The sequence below is a fragment of the Pedobacter sp. BMA genome, assembly GCF_001027745.1.
Taxonomy (GTDB): Bacteria; Bacteroidota; Bacteroidia; order Sphingobacteriales; family Sphingobacteriaceae; genus Pedobacter.
In genome coordinates, this window is the sequence record NZ_LECU01000006.1 from 970,512 (window position 1) to 995,967 (window position 25,456).

28 protein-coding genes are annotated in these 25,456 nt (G+C 40.0%); 17 read left to right on the forward strand and 11 right to left on the reverse strand.

Annotation, left to right across the window (positions count from 1 at the left end; all coding sequences use genetic code 11):
- Complete coding sequence (locus tag AB669_RS16270; RefSeq protein ID WP_047800308.1) at window positions 1-414, forward strand: hypothetical protein; 414 nt, start codon at window positions 1-3, stop codon at window positions 412-414.
- Between the two features lie 68 nt (window positions 415-482).
- Here AB669_RS16270 and AB669_RS16275 read toward each other — a convergent pair whose 3' ends face one another.
- Window positions 483-1,187, reverse strand: a complete 705-nt coding sequence (locus AB669_RS16275; protein ID WP_047800309.1) for a head GIN domain-containing protein — start codon at window positions 1,185-1,187, stop codon at window positions 483-485.
- Window positions 1,188-1,314: 127 nt separating this feature from the next.
- Between AB669_RS16275 and AB669_RS16280 the strand changes: the two genes are divergently transcribed.
- The 8 genes from AB669_RS16280 (at window position 1,315) to AB669_RS16315 (ending at window position 7,509) form a co-directional block, all read left to right on the forward strand.
- Window positions 1,315-1,821 (forward strand): phosphoribosyltransferase family protein, encoded by a 507-nt coding sequence (locus AB669_RS16280; protein ID WP_047800310.1) that lies wholly within the window; start codon window positions 1,315-1,317, stop codon window positions 1,819-1,821.
- Between the two features lie 102 nt (window positions 1,822-1,923).
- Window positions 1,924-2,547: a 1-acyl-sn-glycerol-3-phosphate acyltransferase gene (locus AB669_RS16285; protein ID WP_047800311.1), complete on the forward strand. Its 624-nt coding sequence runs from the start codon at window positions 1,924-1,926 to the stop codon at window positions 2,545-2,547.
- Window positions 2,544-3,641, forward strand: coding sequence for a glycosyltransferase family 2 protein (locus AB669_RS16290; RefSeq protein WP_047800312.1), 1,098 nt, complete (start codon window positions 2,544-2,546; stop codon window positions 3,639-3,641). The genes AB669_RS16285 and AB669_RS16290 overlap by 4 nt, the downstream gene beginning before the upstream one ends.
- The gene (locus tag AB669_RS16295) at window positions 3,611-4,285 is read left to right on the forward strand and encodes a carotenoid biosynthesis protein (RefSeq protein WP_053058436.1); all 675 of its coding nucleotides are present in this window, start codon (window positions 3,611-3,613) and stop codon (window positions 4,283-4,285) included. Before AB669_RS16290 ends, AB669_RS16295 begins: the two co-directional genes overlap by 31 nt.
- Window positions 4,286-4,295: 10 nt before the next feature.
- Window positions 4,296-5,144, forward strand: coding sequence for a 4-hydroxy-3-methylbut-2-enyl diphosphate reductase (locus AB669_RS16300; RefSeq protein WP_047800313.1), 849 nt, complete (start codon window positions 4,296-4,298; stop codon window positions 5,142-5,144).
- A 95-nt stretch (window positions 5,145-5,239) separates the two neighbouring features.
- Window positions 5,240-5,872, forward strand: coding sequence for a fatty acid desaturase (locus AB669_RS16305; protein ID WP_369799773.1), 633 nt, complete (start codon window positions 5,240-5,242; stop codon window positions 5,870-5,872).
- Window positions 5,873-5,986: 114 nt separating this feature from the next.
- Window positions 5,987-6,997, forward strand: a complete 1,011-nt coding sequence (gene hemH / locus AB669_RS16310; RefSeq protein ID WP_047800315.1) for a ferrochelatase — start codon at window positions 5,987-5,989, stop codon at window positions 6,995-6,997.
- Window positions 6,998-7,002: 5 nt separating this feature from the next.
- Complete coding sequence (locus tag AB669_RS16315) at window positions 7,003-7,509, forward strand: gluconokinase (RefSeq protein WP_047800316.1); 507 nt, start codon at window positions 7,003-7,005, stop codon at window positions 7,507-7,509.
- Here the strand turns inward: AB669_RS16315 and AB669_RS16320 are convergent.
- Window positions 7,493-8,659, reverse strand: coding sequence for a 3-deoxy-D-manno-octulosonic acid transferase (locus tag AB669_RS16320; protein ID WP_369799771.1), 1,167 nt, complete (start codon window positions 8,657-8,659; stop codon window positions 7,493-7,495). The genes AB669_RS16315 and AB669_RS16320 overlap by 17 nt on opposite strands.
- A gap of 195 nt (window positions 8,660-8,854) precedes the next feature.
- On the opposite strand from AB669_RS16320, the gene galE reads away from it, so the two are divergent.
- Genes galE through AB669_RS16335 form a run of 3 tightly spaced genes read left to right on the forward strand, consistent with a single transcriptional unit; the run spans window position 8,855 to window position 11,230 of the window.
- Window positions 8,855-9,880 carry a UDP-glucose 4-epimerase GalE gene (galE, locus tag AB669_RS16325; protein WP_047800318.1) on the forward strand — a complete coding sequence of 342 codons (1,026 nt, stop codon included), beginning with the start codon at window positions 8,855-8,857 and terminating at the stop codon, window positions 9,878-9,880.
- Window positions 9,881-9,918: 38 nt separating this feature from the next.
- The gene (locus tag AB669_RS16330; protein ID WP_047800319.1) at window positions 9,919-10,476 is read left to right on the forward strand and encodes a hypothetical protein; all 558 of its coding nucleotides are present in this window, start codon (window positions 9,919-9,921) and stop codon (window positions 10,474-10,476) included.
- 16 nt (window positions 10,477-10,492) lie between these two features.
- On the forward strand, window positions 10,493-11,230 hold the full coding sequence (locus AB669_RS16335) for a tyrosine-protein phosphatase (RefSeq protein ID WP_047800320.1): 738 nt from the start codon (window positions 10,493-10,495) through the stop codon (window positions 11,228-11,230).
- Between the two features lie 60 nt (window positions 11,231-11,290).
- On the opposite strand, the gene AB669_RS16340 is transcribed toward AB669_RS16335, so the two are convergent.
- Window positions 11,291-12,520, reverse strand: a complete 1,230-nt coding sequence (locus tag AB669_RS16340; protein WP_047800321.1) for an ABC transporter permease — start codon at window positions 12,518-12,520, stop codon at window positions 11,291-11,293.
- A gap of 126 nt (window positions 12,521-12,646) precedes the next feature.
- Complete coding sequence (locus AB669_RS16345) at window positions 12,647-13,000, reverse strand: iron-sulfur cluster assembly accessory protein (protein WP_047800322.1); 354 nt, start codon at window positions 12,998-13,000, stop codon at window positions 12,647-12,649.
- Window positions 13,001-13,189: 189 nt separating this feature from the next.
- Between AB669_RS16345 and AB669_RS16350 the strand changes: the two genes are divergently transcribed.
- The 3 genes from AB669_RS16350 (at window position 13,190) to dnaA (ending at window position 17,318) form a co-directional block, all read left to right on the forward strand.
- A complete protein-coding gene (locus AB669_RS16350) occupies window positions 13,190-13,720 on the forward strand; it encodes a hypothetical protein (RefSeq protein WP_047800323.1) in 531 nt (176 codons plus the stop codon).
- A 68-nt stretch (window positions 13,721-13,788) separates the two neighbouring features.
- Window positions 13,789-15,336 carry a methylmalonyl-CoA mutase gene (locus AB669_RS16355; RefSeq protein ID WP_047800324.1) on the forward strand — a complete coding sequence of 516 codons (1,548 nt, stop codon included), beginning with the start codon at window positions 13,789-13,791 and terminating at the stop codon, window positions 15,334-15,336.
- A gap of 551 nt (window positions 15,337-15,887) precedes the next feature.
- A complete protein-coding gene (dnaA, locus tag AB669_RS16360) occupies window positions 15,888-17,318 on the forward strand; it encodes a chromosomal replication initiator protein DnaA (RefSeq protein ID WP_047800325.1) in 1,431 nt (476 codons plus the stop codon).
- Between the two features lie 218 nt (window positions 17,319-17,536).
- Here the strand turns inward: dnaA and AB669_RS16365 are convergent, their stop codons facing one another.
- The 5 genes from AB669_RS16365 to AB669_RS16385 form a co-directional block, all read right to left on the reverse strand.
- Window positions 17,537-18,091: an NUDIX hydrolase gene (locus AB669_RS16365; protein ID WP_082120700.1), complete on the reverse strand. Its 555-nt coding sequence runs from the start codon at window positions 18,089-18,091 to the stop codon at window positions 17,537-17,539.
- Window positions 18,092-18,120: 29 nt separating this feature from the next.
- Window positions 18,121-18,507 (reverse strand): hypothetical protein, encoded by a 387-nt coding sequence (locus AB669_RS16370; protein WP_156166763.1) that lies wholly within the window; start codon window positions 18,505-18,507, stop codon window positions 18,121-18,123.
- Between the two features lie 41 nt (window positions 18,508-18,548).
- The gene (locus AB669_RS16375) at window positions 18,549-19,325 is read right to left on the reverse strand and encodes a YgcG family protein (RefSeq protein ID WP_047800327.1); all 777 of its coding nucleotides are present in this window, start codon (window positions 19,323-19,325) and stop codon (window positions 18,549-18,551) included.
- Window positions 19,326-19,328: 3 nt separating this feature from the next.
- Window positions 19,329-19,772 carry a TPM domain-containing protein gene (locus AB669_RS16380; RefSeq protein ID WP_047800328.1) on the reverse strand — a complete coding sequence of 148 codons (444 nt, stop codon included), beginning with the start codon at window positions 19,770-19,772 and terminating at the stop codon, window positions 19,329-19,331.
- An 81-nt stretch (window positions 19,773-19,853) separates the two neighbouring features.
- On the reverse strand, window positions 19,854-20,435 hold the full coding sequence (locus AB669_RS16385) for a LemA family protein (protein ID WP_047800329.1): 582 nt from the start codon (window positions 20,433-20,435) through the stop codon (window positions 19,854-19,856).
- Window positions 20,436-20,635: 200 nt separating this feature from the next.
- Between AB669_RS16385 and AB669_RS16390 the strand changes: the two genes are divergently transcribed.
- Both AB669_RS16390 and AB669_RS16395 read left to right on the forward strand, forming a co-directional pair.
- Complete coding sequence (locus AB669_RS16390; protein WP_047800330.1) at window positions 20,636-22,177, forward strand: NAD(P)/FAD-dependent oxidoreductase; 1,542 nt, start codon at window positions 20,636-20,638, stop codon at window positions 22,175-22,177.
- Between the two features lie 34 nt (window positions 22,178-22,211).
- Complete coding sequence (locus tag AB669_RS16395; RefSeq protein ID WP_047800331.1) at window positions 22,212-22,571, forward strand: CoA-binding protein; 360 nt, start codon at window positions 22,212-22,214, stop codon at window positions 22,569-22,571.
- Here the strand turns inward: AB669_RS16395 and AB669_RS16400 are convergent.
- Together AB669_RS16400 and AB669_RS16405 are read right to left on the reverse strand one after the other, a co-directional pair.
- Window positions 22,568-23,674 (reverse strand): acyloxyacyl hydrolase, encoded by a 1,107-nt coding sequence (locus AB669_RS16400; protein WP_047800332.1) that lies wholly within the window; start codon window positions 23,672-23,674, stop codon window positions 22,568-22,570. The two genes, AB669_RS16395 and AB669_RS16400, sit on opposite strands and share 4 nt — an antisense overlap.
- Before the next feature lies 1 nt (window position 23,675).
- The gene (locus AB669_RS16405) at window positions 23,676-24,635 is read right to left on the reverse strand and encodes a lipid A deacylase LpxR family protein (RefSeq protein WP_047800333.1); all 960 of its coding nucleotides are present in this window, start codon (window positions 24,633-24,635) and stop codon (window positions 23,676-23,678) included.
- Window positions 24,636-25,456 lie beyond the last annotated feature (821 nt).

Sequence of the window (25,456 nt, forward strand, 5' to 3'; positions counted from 1 at the left end):
ATGGATAGAGAAGAATTGTTAAGTGCTACACCCGAAGGTAGCGGCGAATCGCAGGGGAAAAAAGAAAGCCCGCTGGTTAGTCTGGAGAAAGATTTGCAATTTTATGCAGATGCCATTAAAGAGGTAGCTGTTGAAATTATGGTTGAAGGAATTTCTGCTTACCCTATTTTCATTGCCCATCAGCATGAAGTCAATATTGGTGAATTGATCCTGAATAAAGAAGAACTGAATACAGACTGGACAATACAGGCCTCAACCCTGGAAGAATTTGTAGAAAAGGGAATTATCAATAAAGAGAAAAAAGAAACTTTCTTAAAAGCATACAAACGGCCTGAAGACCATATGTGTATTTTTGTAGTGGTTCCTGAAGGGGCAAACTTCATTTACTACCCATATAAAAAGGGCAGGGCCTAATGATCGGAAACAAAAACGCCGTTTTGCATCCACAAAACGGCGAATTATCATTAACTAAACTAAAGTTCTTAATTTACGTGGTGAACGTCGCCACTCTTTGAATTTGATGTTTTTCTCAATGCTGCATTGCCTTTATAACTCACATCGCCACCGCCGCTCGCAGCCGCTTCTAAGCCTTTGTTAACATAAATATTAACATCCGACCCGCCGGAAACCTGTACCTTTGCATAATCGGTAACAAACTCGTAAGCATCTATATCGCTTCCTCCACTCGATTGAATAGTCATATTATTGGCTTTTCCTTTTAAATCGATATCGCTTCCTCCACCGGATTGAATGGTGATATCCCCACAGGAAACTTCTAATTTTAAATCTGAACCCCCTGATGACCGGATAGCAAGCTTTTCAGTTTTAAGCAGGTTCTGCGTAAACACATCCGAACCGCCTGAAGCAGCAAGAGCAGTTAAAGTTTTATAGCTTACATAGGCTTTGATGATTCTGTTTTTAAACATTCCGCTCCAGCTAATGCCGTCCCTGAACTTAATGTTGATATTGCTACCAATTTGTTCCACTATAATATCTTTTAAGGTCGCCTCATCCGACTTTACAGTCACATTTTCACTTCCGCCTTGCATGAGGTAAAGGTCTATACCGCTACTAACGCCTATGCTGTTAAAATTCTTTACAGGAAAGTTTTTAGCCTCCTGTGCCCTGGATAGAAAGCCAGCTGTTACCAAAAATAATATCAGCGAAGGTATGGTTAGTGTTTTCATGTTTTTGTTTTAAGGTTATTCATAAGACGCACCTAAGGCCAAAACGTTGCAGTGAATCGAAATTATTTTTTAAATAGTTTGAATTTCATCCTTAAAATCGTTCTTTTTGTATTCAACCTTTTAATACATGGCATCGCAATTACTTATTCTCAATCAGAAACAGATTCAACAAAAAATAGATCGTATCGCCTATCAGATTTTGGAAGATAATCTGAACGAAAAAGAAATTGTTCTGGCAGGAATCTGGGACCGTGGATATAAACTGGCCATCCGCCTGGAAAAAGTGCTGAAAAAAATTTCCGAACTGAAAGTGACAATGCTTCGCATCGATCTTCAAAAAGAGAGCAGCAAGCTGGTTGCCAAAACTGATCTCGATGAAACACAATGGAAAAATAAAGTAATTATTATTGTCGATGATGTGTTGAACAGTGGAAAAACACTCGCCTACGGCCTTGGCGTTTTCCTGAACACACCGCATAAAAAAATACGCACCGTAGTGCTTATCGATAGAAGTCATAAAATATTCCCCATTGCAACCGATTTTGTCGGCCTTGAACTCGCAACAGTGTTGAAGGAACATGTTGATGTAATCATGGATGTTGAAGGAGAGGAAGACAGGGTTTATTTAAGCTAAATTCCTTCATTCGCTCCAGGGACTTTATCAGTTGACTACATTAATCCACGCCCAAATGCAGCAAAATTTGCAATTAACATCGATTTTTTGCAATTTCCCTACATGTATCGACCGCTTAAAAGTAATTTGATCTGTAATTTTTTCCCCTGGTACATTAAGCTGATCATTAAAAAAGATTTTTCGCATTTTAGGTTTAACGAACTGGAAATCAAAGAATCTGCTGCTGTTTTGGTTTTAGCCAACCACTTTAGCTGGTGGGACGGTTTTTTTATTTTTTACCTCAATAAGCTTCTCTTTAAAAAACACTTTCATGTTCTGGTAAGCGCCGAGAATTACAAAAAGGTTTGGTTTCTTAAATATCTTGGCGCATTTGCAGCAGAAAGTAAAGGAAAAGATGTACTGGCAACTTTAGATTATGCCGGTCAACTGTTAGATGATCCAAATAACCTGGTACTTATTTTCCCACAGGGAAAGCTTTATTCAAATCATATAAAAAGCATACATTTCGAAAAAGGTGTTATGCAGATGATCAATTCCAGTCAAAGGAGAATGAACATCATATTTGCAGCAACATTCACCGATTACTTTTCAAAAAGAAAACCCATAGTTCAAACTTATCTCCATAATTGGGAAACAGAAGAATATGTAAGTTTGCAATTGTTAAAAAGCGCTTACAATAAACACTATGATCAGTCTGTTCTTAAACAAACACAAATCATCGAATGAGCTTTTTTATCTACGCAGTTTTAATCTTCCTGGTCATCAGATTTTCCGTCACAGTTTTTAATTTTATCTCTAATCCTAAATTGCCGAAGGTAATCAGGCATTATCACGACAAAGTTTCCATCCTCATTCCCGCCCGCAATGAAGAAGATAACATTATCGAATTGCTCCATTCTATAAAAAATCAGGATTACACCAATTATGAAGTCATTGTAATGGATGACCAGAGCGAGGATAATACCTTCGGCCTCGTAAATGATTTTTGTTCAGTAAATGCTAACTTCAGCATTGTCAAAGGTGAACCACTTCCTGCAAACTGGCTGGGTAAAAATTTTGCTTGCCACCAGCTTGCTGCAATGGCCACAGGCAAGTATTTTTTGTTCGTAGACGCCGATGAAACCCTAAGCAGAGGATTAGTCAATAGCCTGATTAGCCGGATGGAGATGGGGAAGCTGGCTTTGTTGAGTGTTTTTACTAATCAGGTAATGAAAACATTAGGTGAAAAATTGACTGTTCCCTTGATGCATTTTATTTTACTAAATTTGCTACCCCTCAGGCTAGTTAAAGTATCCCGAAATCCTGCTTTGGCTGCTGCCAGCGGACAATGCATGTTTTTCAATGCCGATGATTACCGCCAAAAACTATGGCACCAGCAGGTAAAAAATCAGGTGGTAGAAGATGTGGAAATTATCAAGCTGGTTAAGCAGGAGAAATTTAATGCCGAAGCACTTTTGGCTAATGGCTTGATACATTGCAGAATGTACAAAAATATGCACGAAAGCCTGGCTGGCTTCAGTAAAAATTTACTCGCAGGTTTTGGTAATAACGTCTTTATATTGCTATTTTACCTGCTTTTGGTAATTATCGGACCAATAATTTTAATCGCAAACTTTAATATATCATTACTGTTGTTGCCATTAACATTAATCATTTTAAGCAGAATGATGATTTCCTATTTATCCGGACAAAATGTCCTGGTTAATTTGATTTTACATCCGCTTCAAATGTTGTTTTTTCTGATAATTTCAATGATTTCTATAAAAAAATACATTTCAAAAACAGGCACATGGAAGGGCAGACCGATCAGGACGATTTAAAAGTTAAGAAAATTGCAGTTGCTGTAATTGTTATTTTCCATTTAGTTGGTCTGCTTGGTTTTTTGATTCCTGCAGCACAACCGTACTTTATAAAGCTGGTTCCTTTTCACTTGCTGTTAATGTTTGCTGTAATCGTATTTACTTATAACGCAGATATCAAACGATTACTGCTCTTTGTTTGCGGAGTATTCGTTTGTGGATTTCTCGTTGAAGTACTCGGCGTCCATACCGGAAAGATATTTGGAAGTTACTACTATGGCAATACGCTTGGATATAAGATTGCCGCCGTTCCTATTTTAATGGGCATTAACTGGGTAATACTGATCTTCAGCGTCGGACAAATGATGAAGGCACTCAAAATCAGGAACAGCATTCTCGCCTCATTGCTTGGCGCATTGCTTCTGGTGATATTCGATTTTTTTCTCGAACCGGTCGCCATGAAATTCGACTATTGGCAATGGGACTGGCATAAAATACCTTTCCAGAATTTTATTGCCTGGTTTATCGTCTCCATCATCCTATTGAAGTTTTATTACGCTTTAGGCCTCAAGCAACAACACTATATTGGTGTAGCCATGTTTCTTTCACAACTTATCTTTTTTGTTGTCTTGTACATGACAGCCGGAACAAATATTTTTGCTTAATTTTGCATCAATGAGTTACAACTTACAAGTCAGTATAGACAAATCATCGGGTTTTTGCTTTGGCGTAGTTTACGCGATTGAAATGGCTGAAGATATTTTGGAAAGTGAAGGCTATCTATATTGCCTTGGCGATATCGTACACAACGACGAGGAAGTGGAGCGACTCACCAAACGGGGCTTGAAAATTATTGATCACGAAGTGCTGAAAGGACTTCGCAATGAAAAAGTACTCATCAGGGCTCACGGTGAAGCGCCATCTACGTATCAGCTGGCTTTAGAAAATAACCTCACCCTGATTGATGCCTCATGTCCCGTGGTTTTAAAACTGCAAAACAGGATTAAAAATTCCCATGATGATGATGAGCAGGTCTTAATTTTTGGAAAGCATGGGCACGCAGAAGTAATCGGTTTACAAGGTCAAACAGATGGAAAGGCCATCGTTTTTCAGGATCTTGCAGAACTCGATAACGTTGAATTACCTGCTAAATTCACACTTTACAGTCAAACCACTAAAAGCACAGATAAATTTTATCACGTCAAAGATGAGTTGCTGAACCGTGGTTATGAGGTAAAAGCGAACGATACCATCTGCAGGCAGGTTTCAAACCGCTATGAGGAACTGGAAGATTTCGTAAGTCATTACAATAAGATCGTTTTTGTTTCAGGGAAAAAATCTTCCAACGGAAAAGTACTCTATGATGTTTGTAAAAAATACAATGAAAACTCATACTTCATTTCCAATGTAGAAGAAATCGATAAGAACTGGTTTTCAGAAAACGATAAGGTTGGTATATGTGGTGCCACTTCTACACCTATGTGGCTCATGGAAGATGTTAAAGCATCTCTTGAACAGCTTTAGAAATAACTAACTTTTCTCCGTTTCTGCTGTTATTACCATAGTATAAACACGCAACATTGAAAACATCCCCTTCAAATTATGGAATAGTAATCGCATTGACAGTTATTTCCTGTTGGTTTGCACTATTGTTTTTTCTGCTCCAGCTAAATTTCCAATGGAATAATTACTGGGTTTATCCTTTGATATTTGTGCAGATGCATCTCTATACTGGTTTGTTTATTACCGCACATGATGCTATGCATGGAACAATCTCATCAAACAAAACAATTAATAATGTAATAGGATACGTTTCTGTATTTCTTTATGCGGGTTTTTTTTACAACACGCTTTACCACAAACACCATCAACACCACCAGCATGTTCACACCAGCGATGATCCCGACTTTGCTCCACACGGATTCTGGAGATGGTATTTAAACTTTATGCGAAATTACGTCACTGTTATTCAGCTCATCATTATGGCTATAGCTTTCAATGTTCTGAAAATATGGATTGATGAAACAAACCTCCTTCTTTTCTGGGTTTTACCGGCTTTACTAAGTACCTTCCAGCTATTTTATTTTGGAACTTACCTTCCGCATAAAGGCGAACACGATAATGAACATTATGCTTCAACCTTGCCAAAGAATCATTTACTCGCATTCATCACTTGCTATTTTTTTGGCTATCATTTCGAGCATCACGAAAAACCTCATATGCCCTGGTGGCAACTCTATAAAACCAAATAGTGCGACGCTTATGCATTAAAATTTGACTAAAAAATGTTTACGATCACATTTTAGCGATAGGCAGAAATCAATAAAAAAGCGATATTTGCGCTTCAAAACATATTTTCATTAATAATGAGCAAAAAGGGAATTTTACTGGTAAACTTAGGAACACCCGATAGTCCGGAAACTGCAGATGTAAGGAAATACCTTGATCAGTTTCTGATGGATGAAAGGGTAATTGATATTCCTAAACTCAACAGAACGCTATTGGTTAAAGGTATAATTGTTCCTTTCCGTAGCCCCAAAACAGCTAAATTATATAAAGAAATATGGAATGAAAATGGTTCCCCACTTTTATACTATAGCCGTATTCAGGCAAAAATGCTTCAGGAAAAGCTGGGAGATGATTACCATGTGGAATTAGCCATGCGTTATCAAAGCCCTTCAATTGAATCTGCCCTCGCAAACCTTAAAGCAGGTCTGGTTGAAAGTATTCAGGTAATCCCCATGTTTCCCCAATATGCATCTGCAAGCTCGGGCTCTGTAATCCAGTTGGTGATGGAATTGGTAAGTAATTGGCCAACAGTGCCGCCTGTTTCTTTTGTCAACTCATTCCATGATAACGAATTGATGATTAAGGTTTTTGCAGAAAATGCCAGAAAACATCAGGTAGAAAGTTATGATCATGTGTTATTCAGCTTTCACGGCCTGCCTGAAAGGCAATTGTTGAAATGCGATCATACAGGCAGTTATTGCTTAAAAAGTGCTGATTGCTGCCAGACTTTGAACGATACGAATAAATTCTGCTATTCTGCTCAGGGCCACGATACGGCAAGGTTAATTGCTGCAGCGCTAAATCTTCCAAAAGATAAATATACAGTTTGTTTTCAATCCAGACTTGGAAAAGAGCCTTGGGTACAGCCATATACCACCGATGTGTTGAAAAAATTAGCGGCTGAAGGCAAAAAACGTTTGTTGGTCTTCAGTCCTGCCTTTGTTGCCGATTGCCTGGAAACACTGTACGAAATCACGGTAGAGTACCATGAAGAATTCAGGGCATTGGGAGGGGAGCATGTTCAGCTCGTGGAAAGCCTGAACGATAATCCATTGTTCATTGATGCCTTAGCAGGGATGATAAAATAATCTTTATGGCGAGATTCATCATTTTAATGGGCGTTTCAGGAAGTGGTAAGACTGCTGTAGGAAGAGCACTTGCTCCAGCTGTTCATGCTGAGTTCATCGATGGAGATAATATCCACTCGCAAAGAAATGTAGATAAAATGGCCGCAGGTATTCCCCTTACAGATGGCGACCGGCTAGACTGGTTAAATCTGATTGCAAAAGTCGGCAGGGATCATGCGGCCGCAGGTACAAACTGCATCATAGCCTGTTCGGCACTCAAAAAAGCCTACCGGGATTTGCTCAGAGTGGAAAACCCAACTATTCACTTCATTTACCTTGAAGGAACTTTTGAATTGATTCATGAACGTATCAGTAAACGATCTCATCAGTATATGCCATCAAGTTTACTTAAAAGCCAGTTTGACACGCTGGAAAAGCCCGGTTTGGAAGAAGAAGATGTGCTTGTAGTTTCAATCGATCAGCCCATCGATAAAATCATTACTAAGATAGTTGATGCTAAACTGATCGCGTAATCATTGAAACAATAAGCGCTGTTGCCCCTTTTTTATTCTCAACATACTTTTTCGATGCATCTGCCGCAGCCTCATTCTCTTTGAAAAGATTAAATGCTTCCATCAGTTCTGCAGAGCTCGCTATACTTTTAGCTGCACCAATAGCGATCAGATCCTTCGCTTCCTGAAACTTATCATACTTCGGTCCGAAAATAACAGGCTTACCAAATGCAGCAGCCTCCAGCGTATTGTGTATCCCTGCGCCAAAACCACCGCCAACGTAAGCTACCTTTCCATATTGATAAAGTGAGGACAGCATACCGATGTTATCAATAATTAAAACAGTTGGATGCAAATCGCTAAGCGAAGCCTGCTTGCTAAATACAGATAAACGAACGACGTCCCCCGGAAAAAGCTTTTCAATGTTTTCGATGTGGCGCTCATGAATTTCATGTGGCGCTATGATAAACTTCCACTCAGGGTATTTACCCGGCAACACAGAAAGTAGGGTCTCGTCTTCCGGCCAGGTGCTGCCGCAAATTAGTGTTGGCGACCCGTTAACAAACTTTTCTATCTCTGCCAGCTGCTTTGGTATCTGTGCATTTTCGTAAACCCTGTCAAAACGGGTATCCCCGCTTATCGTAACATTATCCAGGCCCACAGATTCTAAAAGATCTTCGCTCTCCTGATTCTGAACAAAAAAGTAGGTCACTGATTTTAAGATATTACGATAAAAACTACCATACCATTTAAAAAATGCCTGGCCAGGTCTGAAAATTCCCGAAATAACATATAATGGAATACCACGGTCCTTTAATCCCTGGAAATAGAAGTGCCAGAATTCATACTTCGTAAAAATAGCCATCTGCGGATTAACAATATCCAGAAACCTTTTTGCATTAAAGGCTGTATCTATTGGCAAATAGAAAACCTCCGCCAGTGTATAGTTTTTTCTGATTTCATACCCCGAAGGCGAAAAAAAGGTAACGATTATCTTTTTATCTGGCTGAGCACTTTTAAGTGTTTCAAGAACAGGCCGGCCTTGCTCAAACTCCCCTAATGATGCAAAATGAAACCAGATGGGTTTATCCGTTTTGCTGATGCGTTCCTTAATCTTTTTAAAAATATCCTTTCGCCCCTTTATAAATAATCTCGCCTTTGTATTGAACAAAGAAAAAAATAAGATTATTAAATTGTAACCCCTAATTCCTAATATATAAAGTAAAAGCATTGCTGTAAATTCCTATCTTCGTGCCAAGATAAAGCGAATTTATTAAAAAAGCTTAAAATATATAAACCCATTAGGCTTTGTATACGCTAATCAATTGGTTACACAGAATAGCACTTTACCATTTTAATCCTTAAGATGTCAAAAATACTAGTTACCGGTGGAACCGGGTATATTGGTTCCCACACTGTTGTAGAACTGCATAATGCAGGTTATGAGGTAGTCATCGTAGACGATCTATCCAATTCTAACATTAAAATTTTAACCCAGCTTCATGCCATTACCGGCAAATGGTTCGATTTTCAGGAAATCGACCTTCAGGATGACAGGGCGGTTCAGGAATTTGCTGAGCAGAACAAAGACATCACAGGAATCATTCATTTTGCAGCTTCTAAAGCCGTAGGAGAGTCCGTTCAAAAACCATTGAAATACTATAGGAATAATTTTTATGGGTTGATCAATCTGCTTACTTCATTCAACAGCAAAATTGATTTCGTATTCTCATCATCGTGTACGGTATACGGTCAGCCAGATAGTTTGCCAGTAACAGAGGCCGCACCTGTAAAGAAAGCAGAATCGCCCTATGGAAATACCAAGCAAATAGCTGAAGAAATTCTGGAAGAAACTGCAGCAGTAACTCCAGAGTTGCGTGTGATCGCACTTCGCTATTTTAATCCGGTTGGCGCGCACGAAACTGCTTTGATTGGTGAACTTCCAAACGGTGTTCCCGCCAATCTGGTGCCTTTCATTACACAATCTGCAATTGGTAAAAGAGGCCCTATAACCGTGTATGGCAACGATTATGATACCCCTGATGGTTCTGCTATCCGCGATTATATCCATGTCGTAGACCTGGCTAAAGCGCACGTTGCGGCAGTAAAAAGATTAGCCGAGAATAAAACATCATCTGGCTATGAAGTGTTCAATATCGGAACAGGTAGAGGATCATCAGTTCTAGAAATTATAGCAGCCTTCGAAAAGGTGAATGGCGAAAAATTAAATTATAACATTGGCCCGAGAAGAGCGGGCGATGTCGTTCAGATATATGGTGATGTTCAAAAATCAAATGACGAATTGGGCTGGAAAGCACAGCTCGACTTAAATGAAATGATGCGTTCAGCATGGGAGTGGGAGAAATATATTAAAGCAAATCCTTTTGAATAAATTTGGATAGCCTCCCTCTTCGCAAATAAACTTTTTTAATGAAACTATCAGAGCACAAAGACCTTAAAACAGCAATTACAGATTTACCCGTAAAGGAAAAAGACAAGTTGCTGTTGCGTTTAATCGCTAAAGATAAAGTGCTCACCGAACACCTTCATTACAAATTACTGGAAGATGAAAGTGATCTGGATGATAGGAAAGAAACCATTAAAGCCGATGTAATTCAACTCATTCCCGATTTGAAAAAGCTTGCTGCAAAAGATGCCTTGGCACAAGTCAGGAAAATGATTACATCGGTTAACCGTTTTTATAAAATCACCAAAGATCCGATTGGTGAGGTTGAATTGAAGATTTTTGTGCTGAGCCATATCCCCTTGGAATATAAAAGATCAACCTTTGGTTACAGAGATTATGGCTTCCTGTTCATTGCTTATTACATTAAAACCGTAGAAGTAACAATTAATAAGTTTAAAAAACTTCACGAAGATATTCAGTTCGATTTGAGCACTTATTTAAACGAACTGCTTAAGCGCATTTATGATTCTAAGCTTGCATCTGCAGCTGCTGATGTTCATCTGCCAAAAGAAATAAATTAAATACCTGTATTCCCATATGTTCGGATTCTTCAAAAAGAAAAAAATCGTACCCGAATTTAACTTCTCAAGTATTGGAACTGATATGCACTCTCACATCATTCCCGGAATCGACGATGGCGCACAAACACTAAAGGACTCACTGGCCTTGGCGCAGAAATTTAAGGCCCTTGGTTTCAGGAAGCTGATTGCCACACCGCACATCATGGCCGACTACTTCCGCAATACCCCTGAAACCATTAATCGCGGACTAGATATTTTAAGAAAAGGGCTGCACGATATTCAGCTGGATTTAGATGTAGATGCTGCAGCAGAGTATTATCTTGATGAAACTTTAGAAAAAAAAATCAGGCAAAAAGAAGTACTTACCTTCGGCGCTGATTACATGCTCTTTGAACTTTCTTATATCAATCCGCCTCAAAATCTGTTTGATTTTATTAAATTAATACAGGATAGTGGTTATAAACCCATCCTTGCTCACCCCGAAAGGTATCCATATTACTACTCATCTTTTGAAAGCTATCATCAGATCCGGGAAACCGGATGTCTATTGCAAATGAACTCCATTGCCCTGACAGGATATTATGGTTCGGGGGCAAAAAAAACGGCTGAAGAAATGGTTGAGAATCATCTGGTAGATTTCATTGGGAGCGACATGCACCATCTTAAACATGCAGCTGCTTTGGAGAATAGCTTGACTACACCACTAATGCAGCGCCTCCTGGGGCAGCATCAGCTGAATAATACATTGATTTAAAACTGCTAACTCAAATTTTAATTATGCGTTGAGCTTGATACTGAACAAATATCCGATTTCTTACTCGTACCGCAAAGCTTCAACCGGATCAAGTCTGGATGCTTTTTTCGCCGGATAGTATCCTGATAAAATACCAACCAATACGCACAAAACAAAACCACCCAGAATAAATGCCCATGGAATAAGAAATGATCCACCCATGGCAAGGGATATAATATTACCCAAAACAATACCAAGAAAAATACCCATTACGCCACCCATTAAGCAAATTACAACAGCCTCAATTAAAAACTGACGTCTGATCACTTTCGGATTTGCACCAATAGCCTTCCTGATCCCAATCTCTCTGGTACGTTCCGTTACAGAAACCAACATGATATTCATTAAGCCTATAGAAGCGCCAATCAGTGTGATGATCCCAATAGCAATACCACCAACTGCTACAAAGGCCAGATTCTCAAATAAAGTTTGAGCAACAGCATCACTCTTCGTGATCTCGAAGTTATTGGCTTCACTCACCTTCACTTTGCGGATATTCCGGAACAGGGCAGTCGCTTCTCCAATAACACCATCCTGGTTGTTATTGTCGCCAACCATAACAGTAATGGTATAGGATGGGTTAGCATTGGCGTTAATTTGTTTAGCTTTCAGCAAAGGAACATATACAGCCCTGTCGCCACTGAACCCCATACTTGAACCCTTTTTCTCTAAAATCCCAACAATTTTGAAACGATTGTTTCCAACATTGATTAATTTATCCATCGGATCTGAATCTTTAAACAAGCGCTCAACAACCTCATTACCCACAATGCAGACATTGCTGCCGAGTGATACTTCAGATAAGCCAAAGTTTCTGCCTTCAGATAAATTAAGCCCTTGAGAAGCCAGGCCGTTTTCATCGATACCCTGAATATTGATATTTGGATTGGTTTTTAAACTTCCGAATTTCACCGTAGAACCACCACTGGCAAATACACTCACGGCAACGGTGGCCGGAGCATTCAGGCTGTCTTTAAATCTTACAGCATCTTCATAACGAATGGATTTAAACGGTTTCGGCCGTTTTCCATTTCCGATTCTGATACCCGTGCCCCGATTCCTGATCGTAAACGAATTTGCTCCCATGCTACTAAAAGCGTCCGTCATACTTTTCTTTACAGCATCAAGCGTAGTTAAAATACCTACCAGAGCCATTAAACCTATTGCAATAATTAAGGCCGTAAGCATGGTGCGTAAGCGGTTTGCCTTGATAGATTCTAATGCCAGTCTGATGTTTTCTCTGTAATTCATTGTATGAGTGTCAATATAGGGAAATCTATTTGGTTTATCTTCATGTCTCCGCTATATCCGCTGCCAATAAAAAAGTCCCGACGTTTAGACATCGGGACTTCAATATATGTTACAATAATATTTTAATTATGCCGAGAAACTCGTTCCACAACCACAAGTACTCGTTGCGTTCGGATTTACGAACGTAAAACCACGCGAGTTAAGCCCGTCTTGCCAGTCGATCATCATGCCCATTAAGTACATCTGATGTGCTTTGTTCATAAAAACCTTGATGCCATCGATAAAAAATTCCTGATCACCGTCTTTTCGTTGGTCAAAACCCAGAACGTAATTCATCCCGGCACAGCCACCACCTTCAACGCCAACGCGTAAACCATAATCCTGGCCGATCTCCTGCTGATCCCTTAATTTAGTAAGCTCTTTCGTTGCACCTTCTGAAAATGTAACCGGTGCAAATGATGTATCAACTGTTGTGCTCATGTTATTTCAAGTTTATCTTTTACAAACTTAGATAAATTGCTTTTATATGTATAATAATTAACATCATAAAAAAGCAATTTATCGTTCTCTCCTTTACCAATGAGAATATGTACTCATCAAGGAAATATAAATAATAATGCACATTTTTGCTTTTCACTCAACGTTAATATTACCGTAAGTAAACAAAGCATGAGCATTCAACAAGTTTTAACCGATGTAGTTATTTTATTGGCCGGCATCTTCCTGGCCTTTATGGCCCTCTATTACATTATAAAAGGTGATATACAACGCTTTTTTAATTTAAAGGTGCTCGAATTAAATAAAGAAAGCAGGGCGCATCTTCTGCCGTTGCGACTTCAGGCACATGAACGCCTGATTATTTTCACCGATAGGATCAATCCCGCAAATTTATTGGTGCGTTTGCATCAGCAGGGGATTAGCATTGCTGCATTGCAGACCGGAATTCTCAATGAGGTCCGCTCTGAGTATCAGCATAACATCACGCAACAGTTATACGTAGATAGCCAAACCTGGACAGTTGTTCGTAAATTGAAAGACGATACCATTGCCATGATTAATAATGCAGTTCAGGGATTGCCTGCCGATGCCAGTGGTATAGAACTGAGCAAAGCAATTTTGCAGCACATGGCTGTCATTAGCGACAATCCCTACGATTTGACAATCGAACTGATTAAGAAAGATATTGCCGTGCTGTTTTAATCATTGCGCTAATAAGCATTTGGATGTCGCAATCGGTTAAATAGTTTTAACAGTTAACCAGATTTACCATGAGCCACAAAAAATACACCACCACATCAGGCCTTGAGATAAAGGAAGTTTATACCTCATCCCGGCCAATGGAAGAACAGCCTGGCGAATTTCCCTTTACCAGAGGTATTCAAAAAGATATGTATCGGGGCAGGCTTTGGACGATGAGGCAATACGCAGGGTTTTCAACTGCTGAAGAATCCAATAAACGCTATCACTACCTGTTAAATCAGGGAACCACCGGACTGTCAGTAGCTTTCGATTTACCCACACAAATTGGCTATGATTCCGATCACGAAATGGCTGATGGCGAGGTGGGAAAAGTTGGCGTAGCCATCGATTCATTGAAAGATATGGAGATTCTTTTTGATCAAATAGCATTAAAGGACATCACAACATCAATGACTATAAATGCTACGGCTTCAATATTGCTGGCCATGTACATCGCTTTGGCAAAAAAGCAAGGGGCAGATATCAGACAGATTTCCGGCACCATCCAAAACGATATTCTTAAAGAATACGCCGCAAGGGGAACTTACATTTATCCACCCGCACCGTCTATGCGGATCATCACCGATATATTCGAGTTTTGTAGTAAAGAAGTGCCCAAATGGAATACCATCTCGATTTCCGGTTACCATATTCGGGAGGCAGGCTCATCGGCGGTGCAGGAACTCGCATTTACCCTCGCCAATGGAAAAACATACTTAAAAGCAGCTATAGAAAAAGGCCTGGATATTAATGTTTTTGCTAAACGCCTGTCCTTTTTCTTTAATTGCCACAATAATTTTTTTGAAGAGATTGCCAAGTTCAGGGCAGCAAGGCGAATGTGGTCGAAAATAACCAGACACCTTGGCGCTACCGATGAAAAGGCACAGATGCTTCGTTTCCACACGCAAACGGGTGGTTCCACACTAACTGCACAACAGCCACTTAATAATGTAATCAGGGTAAGCAATCAGGCTATGGCTGCGGTATTGGGCGGCACACAGTCGCTTCATACCAATGGGTATGATGAGGCCTTGTCTTTGCCAACGGAATCTGCAGCCAAAATCGCCCTTAGAACACAACAGATTATTGCTTTCGAAAGTGGCGTAACCGATACAGTTGATCCGCTGGCAGGCTCTTTTTTCGTTGAAAACCTCACCGATGAAATTGAAAACGCCGCATGGGCCTACATCGAAAAAATAGATGCCATGGGAGGATCAGTCAAAGCAATCGAAAATGATTACATGCAGAATGAAATTGCCAGCGCTGCTTATCAGTACCAGAAAGAAGTTGAAAGCGGGGAAAGAGTCTCGGTTGGGGTGAATAAATTTACGCAGGAAGAAGAAGGAATAAATGAAGTTTTCAATATTGACGACTCCATTCGCAAGCTTCAAATGGATAAGTTGATCAGTCTTAAGGCATCAAGAAACAGTGAGGCCGTCGCCAGCGCTTTAGGTGCCTTAGAAATAGCCGCGCGTGGAAACGTTAATTTAATGCCATTCATCATTGGAGCCGTTGAAGTATATGCTACACTTGGTGAAATTGCCGATGTATTTCGTGGCGTATTTGGAGAGTATTAATCATCTTTTGTAAACTGCATGCTTAATAATATTTTCTCTGAACACCTTAGTTAAACACGTGGTTTTTTACTTCATTTGACCTTAATCTCCCCCGGGAATTTGGTCAGCAATAATTTTCGCACTAAACGGATGAGTGAGGACAAATTGCCACATTTTTCTACACAATAAGGTCTAAAAATATTATTTGGTTAAAATCGTTTGAGATATGTATTATGATATTCAGTATGTTGTGTTTTAAACATTAAAAACACGTCTAAATTTATGCCTTTAAAAGCCTAGTGGCTTGAATTTTGCTTTTTAAATGGCGATCCGGAGTATTATTAGGATGAAACCAGCAAATAGCATTAAATGTGGAAAATTGATGTTAATAAATAGTTATCAACATAAAAAATTGAGGTTAACAGGGCTACTCAATTCCTTATCAGTAGGTTACAATTTATTTCAGAATTTTGTTTAAAATGTTGATAATTTTATCAATATTCGTAGTCCCGAAACGGACCATCCCTTTACGTCGAATCGGTACTGAAAATCAATAATATATAGAAATCGCAATGGAAAAAACTTGTACAGAAGTATGGAAGAACTGTCTTCAAATAATTAAGGATAACATCCCGACCCAAAGTTTCAAAACCTGGTTCGAGCCAATAACTGCCCTTAAATTAGAAGGTAAGGTTTTAACCATACAAGTGCCGAGTTTATTCTTTTACGAATGGCTTGAAGAACACTACGTGGGCTTGCTTCGCAAGACCGTAAAAAAACAAATTGGAGAGGATGGCAGATTAGAATACAATATCGTTGTTGATAAATCATCAAACAGTGGTAGTCCTTATACTACCAATATGCCATCAAATGGAAATGGGGCAGAGGCCAAGGTACAATCTATGCCTATTCCGGTTTCCATCAATAAGGATATCAAAAATCCATTTATCATACCTGGATTAAAAAAATTAAATGTAGATCCGCAGTTAAACGCTAACTATACTTTCGAAAACTACATCGAGGGCGATTGTAACCGCCTCGCACGTTCCGCAGGTTATGCTGTTGCAGCTAAACCAGGAGGCACGTCATTTAACCCGTTAATGATTTACGGGGGAGTAGGTTTAGGGAAAACCCACTTAGCGCAGGCAATCGGTAATGAAATCAAACGCAGCATGCCAGATAAGCTGGTTATTTATGTAAGCTGTGAGAAATTCTGTCAGCAGTTCGTTGATTCATTAAAAAACAACACCATAAACGATTTCGTTAACTTCTATCAGGCAATGGACGTCATCATTATGGATGATGTTCACAACTTTGCCGGCAAAGAGAAAACGCAGGATATCTTCTTCCACATCTTTAACCACCTCCACCAGTCTGGTAAACAGGTTATTTTAACTTCAGATAAAGCGCCAAAAGATTTAGCTGGCCTGGAAGAGCGTTTATTAAGCCGTTTTAAATGGGGTTTATCTGCCGATTTGCAGATTCCAGATCTGGAAACACGTATCGCAATTCTCAGAAAGAAAATGTATGCCGATGGTATTGAACTGCCAGGAGAAGTGGTGGAGTATGTTGCACACAACATTGACAATAATGTGCGTGAGCTTGAAGGGGCCATGGTATCTTTATTGGCACAAGCCACTTTAAATAAGAAAGAGATCGATTTAGCGTTAGCTAAACAGATGTTGAAAAACTTTATTAAAAATACTTCCAAAGAAATCTCCATGGAATATATCCAGAAACTGGTATGTGAGTATTTTGAGGTACCTGTTGATATGGTGAAATCACAAACACGTAAACGCGAAATTGTTCAGGCCCGTCAGATATCGATGTACCTTTCGAAAAGCCATACAAAATCATCTTTGAAAACAATCGGTGCATTTTTTGGCGGACGTGATCACAGTACCGTAATCTATGCATGCCAAACCGTTGAAGATTTGATTGATACGGATAAAAAGTTCAAAGCTTACGTACACGATATCCAGAAAAAATTAAAAATGAGCTAGTACGGGGCAGAATTTGTTTGCACCTGGTACTTAAACAAGAAGGGTGGCGATTTGATATTCAAATCACCACCCTTTTTTATTGACGAACCCTTTCAGTCGTTACTCAGCTATTACTCATTGCCTGCTGCGTGCAGTATCATTAAGGGTTCCCCGCCATTATCAACGCAGTAAGTCCGACTCAAGTCCGCACTTTCCAGCATATTAAATTAATTCGGTAATTAAATGTGTGCCTGATCTATAGCCATTAACCCATAGTGCAATGCAGCTACATGAATACATTGGGCAATTTTATTCTCTTTTAAAAGTTGTTTTACTTCGTCGATGGTATATTCTTCCACATTCAGGATTTCGTGCTCGTCCAGGTGTTGCTCATGGGTTTTTACGCCCCCCGTTAATAGGTAAGTAAAGGTTTTGTTATTCGCTGTAGCCGGATTTGGATAAAGTTCTGCGATGAGCCTGCAGGTTTTAAACGTATACCCGGTTTCTTCTACCAGTTCTCTTTTTATTCCTGCTTCAGGCCCCTCGTCACCATCAATTACTCCACCTGGGATTTCCAATGAAACAATATCGGCTGCATGGCGGTATTGACGAACCATAATAATTTTACCTTCTTCCGTCAGCGCAACTGCAGATGCCCAGTCAGGATACTCCAATACAAAATAATCATCCTTGATCGTTCCGTTTGGTAATTTCAGTTCATCAACCCTCAGGGTTGCCCATCTCTCCCTTACTAAATATTTAGAGGCAAGCTTTTGCCACTTTTCTATAATCATTCGTTTAAATTTAATCTGTTGGTTTAATCCTAGAGGTATTGTTGTATGGTTTGCTGACGGTGGAAATTTACCAGGTGCACAATTTTGTGATGAGCCGATAAATACTGATAAACCAAATTAAGCTTTGGCGCAATCACGCTGTTCCGTTCAGCACTTAACCCCAGTTCATAATAGAGAAATTCACTTAATGAGTCCAGTTTCTCGGGAGGCATCTCGTTACCTTTCAGCCATTCATCAAAAGCATCTGCGCCATCAGCTTCCAGTACTTCAACCGGAAGAGAGAAGTTAGATACCATGGTTTGGTCAAAGAGCCTGCTGGCCTCATCGGGTTTCCCCTCAAGTTTTAGGCCCATGATTTTCGACAATACCTCTGCCAAACGTTGTATCTCCGCCGTGATCAATTCTCTTCTATGCACGCTATTTAAATATTATAATGGTAAATATAAAAAAATATACCCTACCAGCTACCGCTTGATCCGCCACCACCAAAGCTACCGCCACCAAAGCCTCCGAAACCACCACCACCTGATGATCCGCCCCCGCTTCCCCAGCCACTGCCTCCACCACCACGGCTTCCGCTACCAAATAACATAGCCCAGAATAGTGCATCAGATGCACCGCGACCGCCAATTACCTGATTACCACCGCCGCCGCCACGCCTGCTGATGATAATGATAATCACCACAATAATGATAATCACAAATACACTACCTAAACCAGCTCCTTTCTTTGAAGAAGTTTTAGGCTTGTCATTTTTGTATTCACCCTTGGTGTATTTTATAATGGAAGTTGTAGCCTCATCCAGCCCGGCATAATAGTTTCCTTCCCTGAAATTAGGCTTAATATCATTGTCTATAATTCTTTTGGCGTATACATCCGGAAGTACTCCCTCAACTCCATATCCGGTTTGGATGGAGATTTTGCGATCGCCAACAGCGACAACAATCATAATTCCATTGTTCTTACCACTTTGTCCAACGCCCCATTTCCTTCCGAGCTCAAGGGCATACTCATTGATGTCGTAATCACCAACAGATTTTAAAATTGCAATGGCAATTTGCGTAGAAGAAGAATCATCAAAAGCAACTAGTTTACTTTCCAGCTGCTGTTTTTGATCGGCTGATAGTACGCCGGAATAATCATTAACGAGTGTAGACGGTTTCGCTGGGAAATCCTGGCCAAAAGACAAGCTAAACGTAAACCCGAGTAATATGAATAACAATAGTTTTCTCATGGTTTATTTGTTTTCCGGGTTATCTAAAAATACAATATCATTCGGCAACTCATTAATGTCACCTTTTTGTGGAGGGAAAAATAATGCTAGTTTTTCTCCCGCCAAAGCAACGCCAGCAATAATTCCATCTGCCAAATTCCCTTTGGCAAAGTGGGCGGTCATGGCAATTTTAGTAGTTTCCCAAAAATCATCAGGAACCAGCTTGTTGATGCCGGAGTCGCCAATAATGGCAAACTTATGGTCTGCATGCGCCAGGTAAATTAAAACACCGTTCCTTCTCGCTGTTTTATCCATATCAAGCTTCGAGAAATACTCCACAGCTTTTTCAATGGGATCTGCTTTGCAATGCTTATCAATAGCAATTCTGATTTCTCCCGACGTGGCCGTTTCGGCATCAGCTATTGCCTTTGCTATTTTATCTTGTTCTATATCTGAAAATAATGGCATTTCTATAGTATAAATGGAATGAAAAAGGGTAATGGTTGTTCACAAGTAAACAGCCACTACCCTTAAAATGATTGATAAAAATTAAAATTCTACTTTAGGAGCATCTTTTGCCGTAGCGTCTGCCTCGAAATAGCCCTTAGGTTTAAAACCAAACATACCTGCTGTCAGGTTAGTTGGGAATGACCTGATCTTACCATTATACTCCTGAACAGCATCATTGAAATCTTTACGGGCAACAGTGATTCTGTTTTCAGTACCTTCCAGTTGTGCCGATAGGTCACTGAACTGCTGAGTTGCCCTTAATTCAGGATAATTTTCTGTGATAGATAATAATTTTCCTAATGCCTGACTCAACTGACCCTGAGCAGCCTGAAATTTCTGAATATTCTCCGGGGTCAAATCGTCTGCTTTAACAGTCATCTGCGTTGCTTTAGCACGGGCTTCAGTAACCGCGGTTAGCGTTCCCTGCTCAAATTTGGCAGCACCTTTTACCGTTGCCACAAGGTTTGGAATTAAATCAGCCCGTCTCTGATATTGGGTTTGCACAGTTCCCCATTTCGACTTTACATTCTCATCTAATTTAACCATGCTGTTATAACCGCATGAACTTAAAGTGCTAACTGCAATCACAGCAGCTAATATTCCAAATACTAATCTTTTCATTTTTATGGTTTTTGTCTTTGTTATGTCAACTGAAATTTATTCAATTTACGAATTAGATATCAAATTGCATGCCTTTGTTACATTTAATCAGAATAAGTGACATTTTGTTTCTTATCCCGATCCTGTAGATTTTTCACTACGCTATTTCGGCATCAAACCTTATCTTTGTATCGATTCAGGATAAAAACCTGACAAGTTGTATGCAAAAGGATATCGAGATTACCTTGCTCCCCCACCAGGTAGAGCAAACCGAAATAATCAAAACCAAACTGGCCGAAGGGCTTAAGGTTACGGAAAATCGTATCAATGGTTATGAAATCTTGAAAAGGTCGATCGATGCTCGGTCCCGGAAAGTTATTTTCCGCTTACAGGTCAGGGCTTTTGTAGATGAATTGCCAAGCCCGGAAATCAATACTATAAATTACCCGAATGTAAGTAATGCCAAACAGGTGCTGATTATTGGTGCCGGCCCTGCAGGTCTGTTTGCAGCTTTGCAATGCATCGAAAACGGACTAAAACCAGTGGTCATTGAACGGGGTAAAGACGTTAAGCAACGTCGCCGGGATCTTGCGGCCATCAATAAGCAAGGGCTGGTCAATACCGAGTCCAATTATTGTTATGGTGAAGGCGGTGCCGGAACCTATTCTGATGGTAAGTTGTATACCCGTTCGAACAAGCGCGGTGATATCAACAAAGTACTGCAGGTATTTGTAGATCATGGTGCAGAAAAAGACATCATCATTGATGCCCGCCCGCACATCGGGACCAATAAATTGCCTCATATCATTACATCGATCAAAGAGACAATACTTAATGCAGGTGGAGAAGTGATGTTTGATGCGAAGATGACCGATATCATTTCAGAATTTGGTCAGGTAAAAGGCATTGAAATTAACTATCAGGATAAACTTTTTGCAGATCATATCATTCTGGCTACCGGACATTCGGCGAGAGATATTTACGAGCTTTTACATAAAAAAAACATCTTAATTGAAGCAAAGCCTTTTGCTTTGGGTGTACGCATTGAGCATCCGCAGGAAATTATTGATGCTGCTCAATATCATTGTGACACCAGATCCGAGTTTTTGCCTCCGGCATACTATAGCCTTGTTGAACAGGTAGGTGCGCGTGGCGTGTTTTCGTTTTGCATGTGCCCGGGTGGAATCATTGCACCTTGCGCTACCGGTGAAAATGAAATCGTAGTAAATGGCTGGTCGCCATCTAAACGCAATAACCCCTATGCCAACTCTGGTACAGTTGTTCAGGTTACTTTAGATGATGTTAAAGGATATGACCCCCTGCGTATGCTGAATTTTCAGGCTGAAATTGAAAAACGCTCTTTTGAAGCTGGCGGTGGTAATCTGGTTGCCCCCGCACAAAGAATGGTCGATTTTGTAAACAACAGATTGTCAATCGACCTTCCTAAAAACTCTTACCTTCCGGGCACAAAAAGTGTAATGCTCGACAACCTACTTCCGGAATTTGTGTCGCAAAGCTTAAGAGCAGCGCTACCACTTTTTGGAAATAAAATAAAAGGCTACTATACCAATGAAGCTATTCTGGTTGGTGTTGAAAGCCGCACTTCTTCACCAGTTCGTATCCCCCGTGATAAGGAAACTTTTCAGCATCCCCAATTAAAAGGGCTTTATCCATGTGCTGAAGGCGCAGGATATGCAGGCGGAATTGTATCGGCCGCCATAGATGGGATTAACTGTGCCAATGCAATTCTGAATCAACCCTGAAAAACTTTATAATGTTAAGGTTGTTACTGATAAAATGAAAAAGACACTCATCATTGGGGCATCTCCGGATCCATCCAGATATGCATATAAAGCGGCTCACATGCTTCGTAGATTCAATCACGATATCATTAATGTGGGCATAAAAAAAGGAGAAGTCGCAGGAGTTGAGATTGAAAGGCCTGGCGAAATTCACCATGATATCGATACGGTAACACTATACATCGGTCCTGCTTTGCAGCCTCAATATGAAAACTACCTTCTGGAAACCAAGCCCAAACGGGTCATATTTAATCCGGGAACTGAAAATTATGAGCTTGAAAAATTGCTTGATCAACATGATATTGAGCCTGTAAGAGCTTGTACTTTGGTTTTGTTAAGTACAGGACAGTATTAAAAGCGATACACTAATCCCCAGTTTACATAATCAGCCTGAGCAAAGTGCATATACGTTTTTGCCTGAATGCCCAGACGGGAGGTAATATTGTAAGTTGGCCCGAATGTCCAGTACCAGGTGGCATCTTCCTTGTATCTGTTATAATGGAGATACTTGCCTACCTGGGCACCTACAGTGATTCTCCAAAGGTTGATCTCTGCACCCACACTTAAACCGGTACGCCACCTGTCGTAAGAGGTACCGTAGTTCTGGTAAGTCCCGGCATAGTCATCAGGATTGTAAACAGTATAATAATAAACGGCATCAGCACCTGCCTTCAAAACCATGATATCATTCAGATAAAAATTATATCCGGCATATAAGCCGCTTTTAAATAAATGTTTATCACTCTGCTGCGGAACGCCTCTGGCGCCCAAACCAACACTGATTTCGATTGAATTTCTTCGTAATGGAATATAAGTGCTTCTTTTTTCCTCAGATGGGTTTTTAGGGTTATTCAGCTTTAAACCCAGGTAAATGTTTCCGGTATTTAATCCGCCATTGGGTACCGTCAATCCACCATTTGAGATATGCAGGAAGCCAAATCCTGCGAGTAGACTGGTGTATTTGCCAACGGGTAATTCCATTCCCAGGTCAGCTTTTATAGCTTCATTTACCGGACTGCCCAGAAATCTGTTTTTCGGATGATTGCCAAAGTATTTATTGGTAAGACTTAAGCCAATACCCGGGGTAAAGTTAAATTTTGCCTTTCCTAATTTAAAAAGCTCAAAATCCATTTGGGCAACCAGTCCATATACCTGACCGAAAGAATTTGCTGAAGTATCTTTTGCGCCTTTCAACCGGCTGATATCTCTGAAAATAAAACCTAAGCCATAAGATTTTGCACCGAGTGCTTTTATCCAGTGATCTTTATTTTGTTCGATGTCTTTAAAATACGCAGCATCAAAGCCAATGATCTGGTCTTGAAATAAATGCCCCTGATCGCTGTTAATGTGAGTCCCAAATACCGGTTTGAAAAAGATGGAGTGATTTTCAGGCGCAATCTGCGCATGTGTTGAAACTAACCCGAAAATAAAGAATATAGCTAGTAGGTGTTTTCTCATATTAACTTTTACTGAAACGATAGGCTAAACTGTAATATGCATAATGGTAACCCCGGGCGCTGTTTTTAACTTCATTTGTGATAAAAGTAGCCATATAGCTTCCTGTCCACCTGGCTATAGATAAGGTTAAACCAGCCTGGCCGGTTAAAACAAAAGGATTGGGCTGAAATGAAACTGGCCCTTTGTTCTTCAGGAACAAACCGCCTTCTATGCTCGAATCAAAAGCAACGGCATGTATTTGTGGAATCACAGAAAGGAAAAGCTCATACTTTCGCCTGGCTTTGCCGGTGTGATTATGACTCACCAGGCTACTAAACGCAGCCGATCCATCCATTTCATTAAATCTTCCAAATCTGAATAAGCTTCCCAAACTGGCTTTAGTAGTTACGTTTCCTGCAAATGCTGATGCAATCGCAGTTCCATCCAGTACCCCGTTTTCTGTGCTGAATATTCTTTTGTTATACTCCGCACCAAGATTGATTGTTGGCTCACTATTCAAAGCATACGCCCAGCCCGATATTTGATTCTGTCCAACCAGTTTATGAAAGGCCTTTTGAAAGGTTTCACCCAATGCATTTTTACCGCTTATACCAAGTTGTGCAGAAACCTTCAGCATTTGTTGTTGACTGTAAAACCTGCTATAATTCACTTCTCCATATAAGTATGCGGAAAAAGGCCTGTCGTGAGTTGCCGGATCAGGCGCATAGCTGTAAAAAGGGTTATATATTTTTTGTCCCACCTCAAAGCCAAGAATCTCTTTTGTTCTCTCGCCACTTAACTTCTTTCCGTCGAGAGCATGTTTATATCTGATAAAAAATCCATTGGTATAATACCGGTCGCTTGTGATATCTACATAGGCATCATTTTCACTGATCACAGAAACTTCATTCTTAAAATTCTGGGCGTGACCTAATTTCACCAACCCAACAACGGCAAGTGTAACATAGAGTTTCAACTTCATCAGCAGTCTTAGATTTAAATTGGCTGTAAAAGTATTAATAAATTGCAAAATTGTCCGTCAAACGAGGCATTATTAGTGGTTCCTAAGTCTGATCACCATCCATATCCCGCAATTGCCATTGATAAATAGACTAATCAGTCACCATATAGCTGAATACTCAGATCCCAATTGCCACCGATAACTCGACAAACCAGTCATCAATATATCTGGATACACTCATAACCCTTAGGTCGGCGTTTATTCGTCGATTCGTCACTGTTTGGTCGGGTACAATTGTCACAAGCCCGACCAAAGCCCGACTTAGCAGTGACGAAAGGCTTAATGGTGGTGCCGAAAAAATCACCTTTAACACTTGTTGTAATATACAGATCTCACGGATAGCCTGGCTCATTTTTGCAATTTGGCTAGGTAATATATATAGTAGTACAGTATTGGGCAGTAGCCAGTAGTGCTTTCCTGATAGGTTTAAATGGCCAGCGGCTTTTGCATACAAATTTCTTTTAAAAATGTTTGAGTGATTATTAAATTTTTGAGACTGTAAAACAGTACTTTAGGATGTTGATCGTATAAAAGCTTAAAATATATTTGCCGGGTGGTTATTTTTTTCTACTTTTGCATCCCGCTTCGGAGGAAGGGATTGATTAAAAAGGTGGTTTAAGATGATGTGAGAGGGGAAAAGTCCAGAGATTTATTTTAAAATAAATTTGCGGAAAACAAAAAGATGCTTACCTTTGCAACCCGGTTCGGAAGAACGGAAAGCCAGTAAACTGGCAGATTGAAATAGCGGAGATAGAGAAAAGAAAGAGGCAAACAAATAAAAA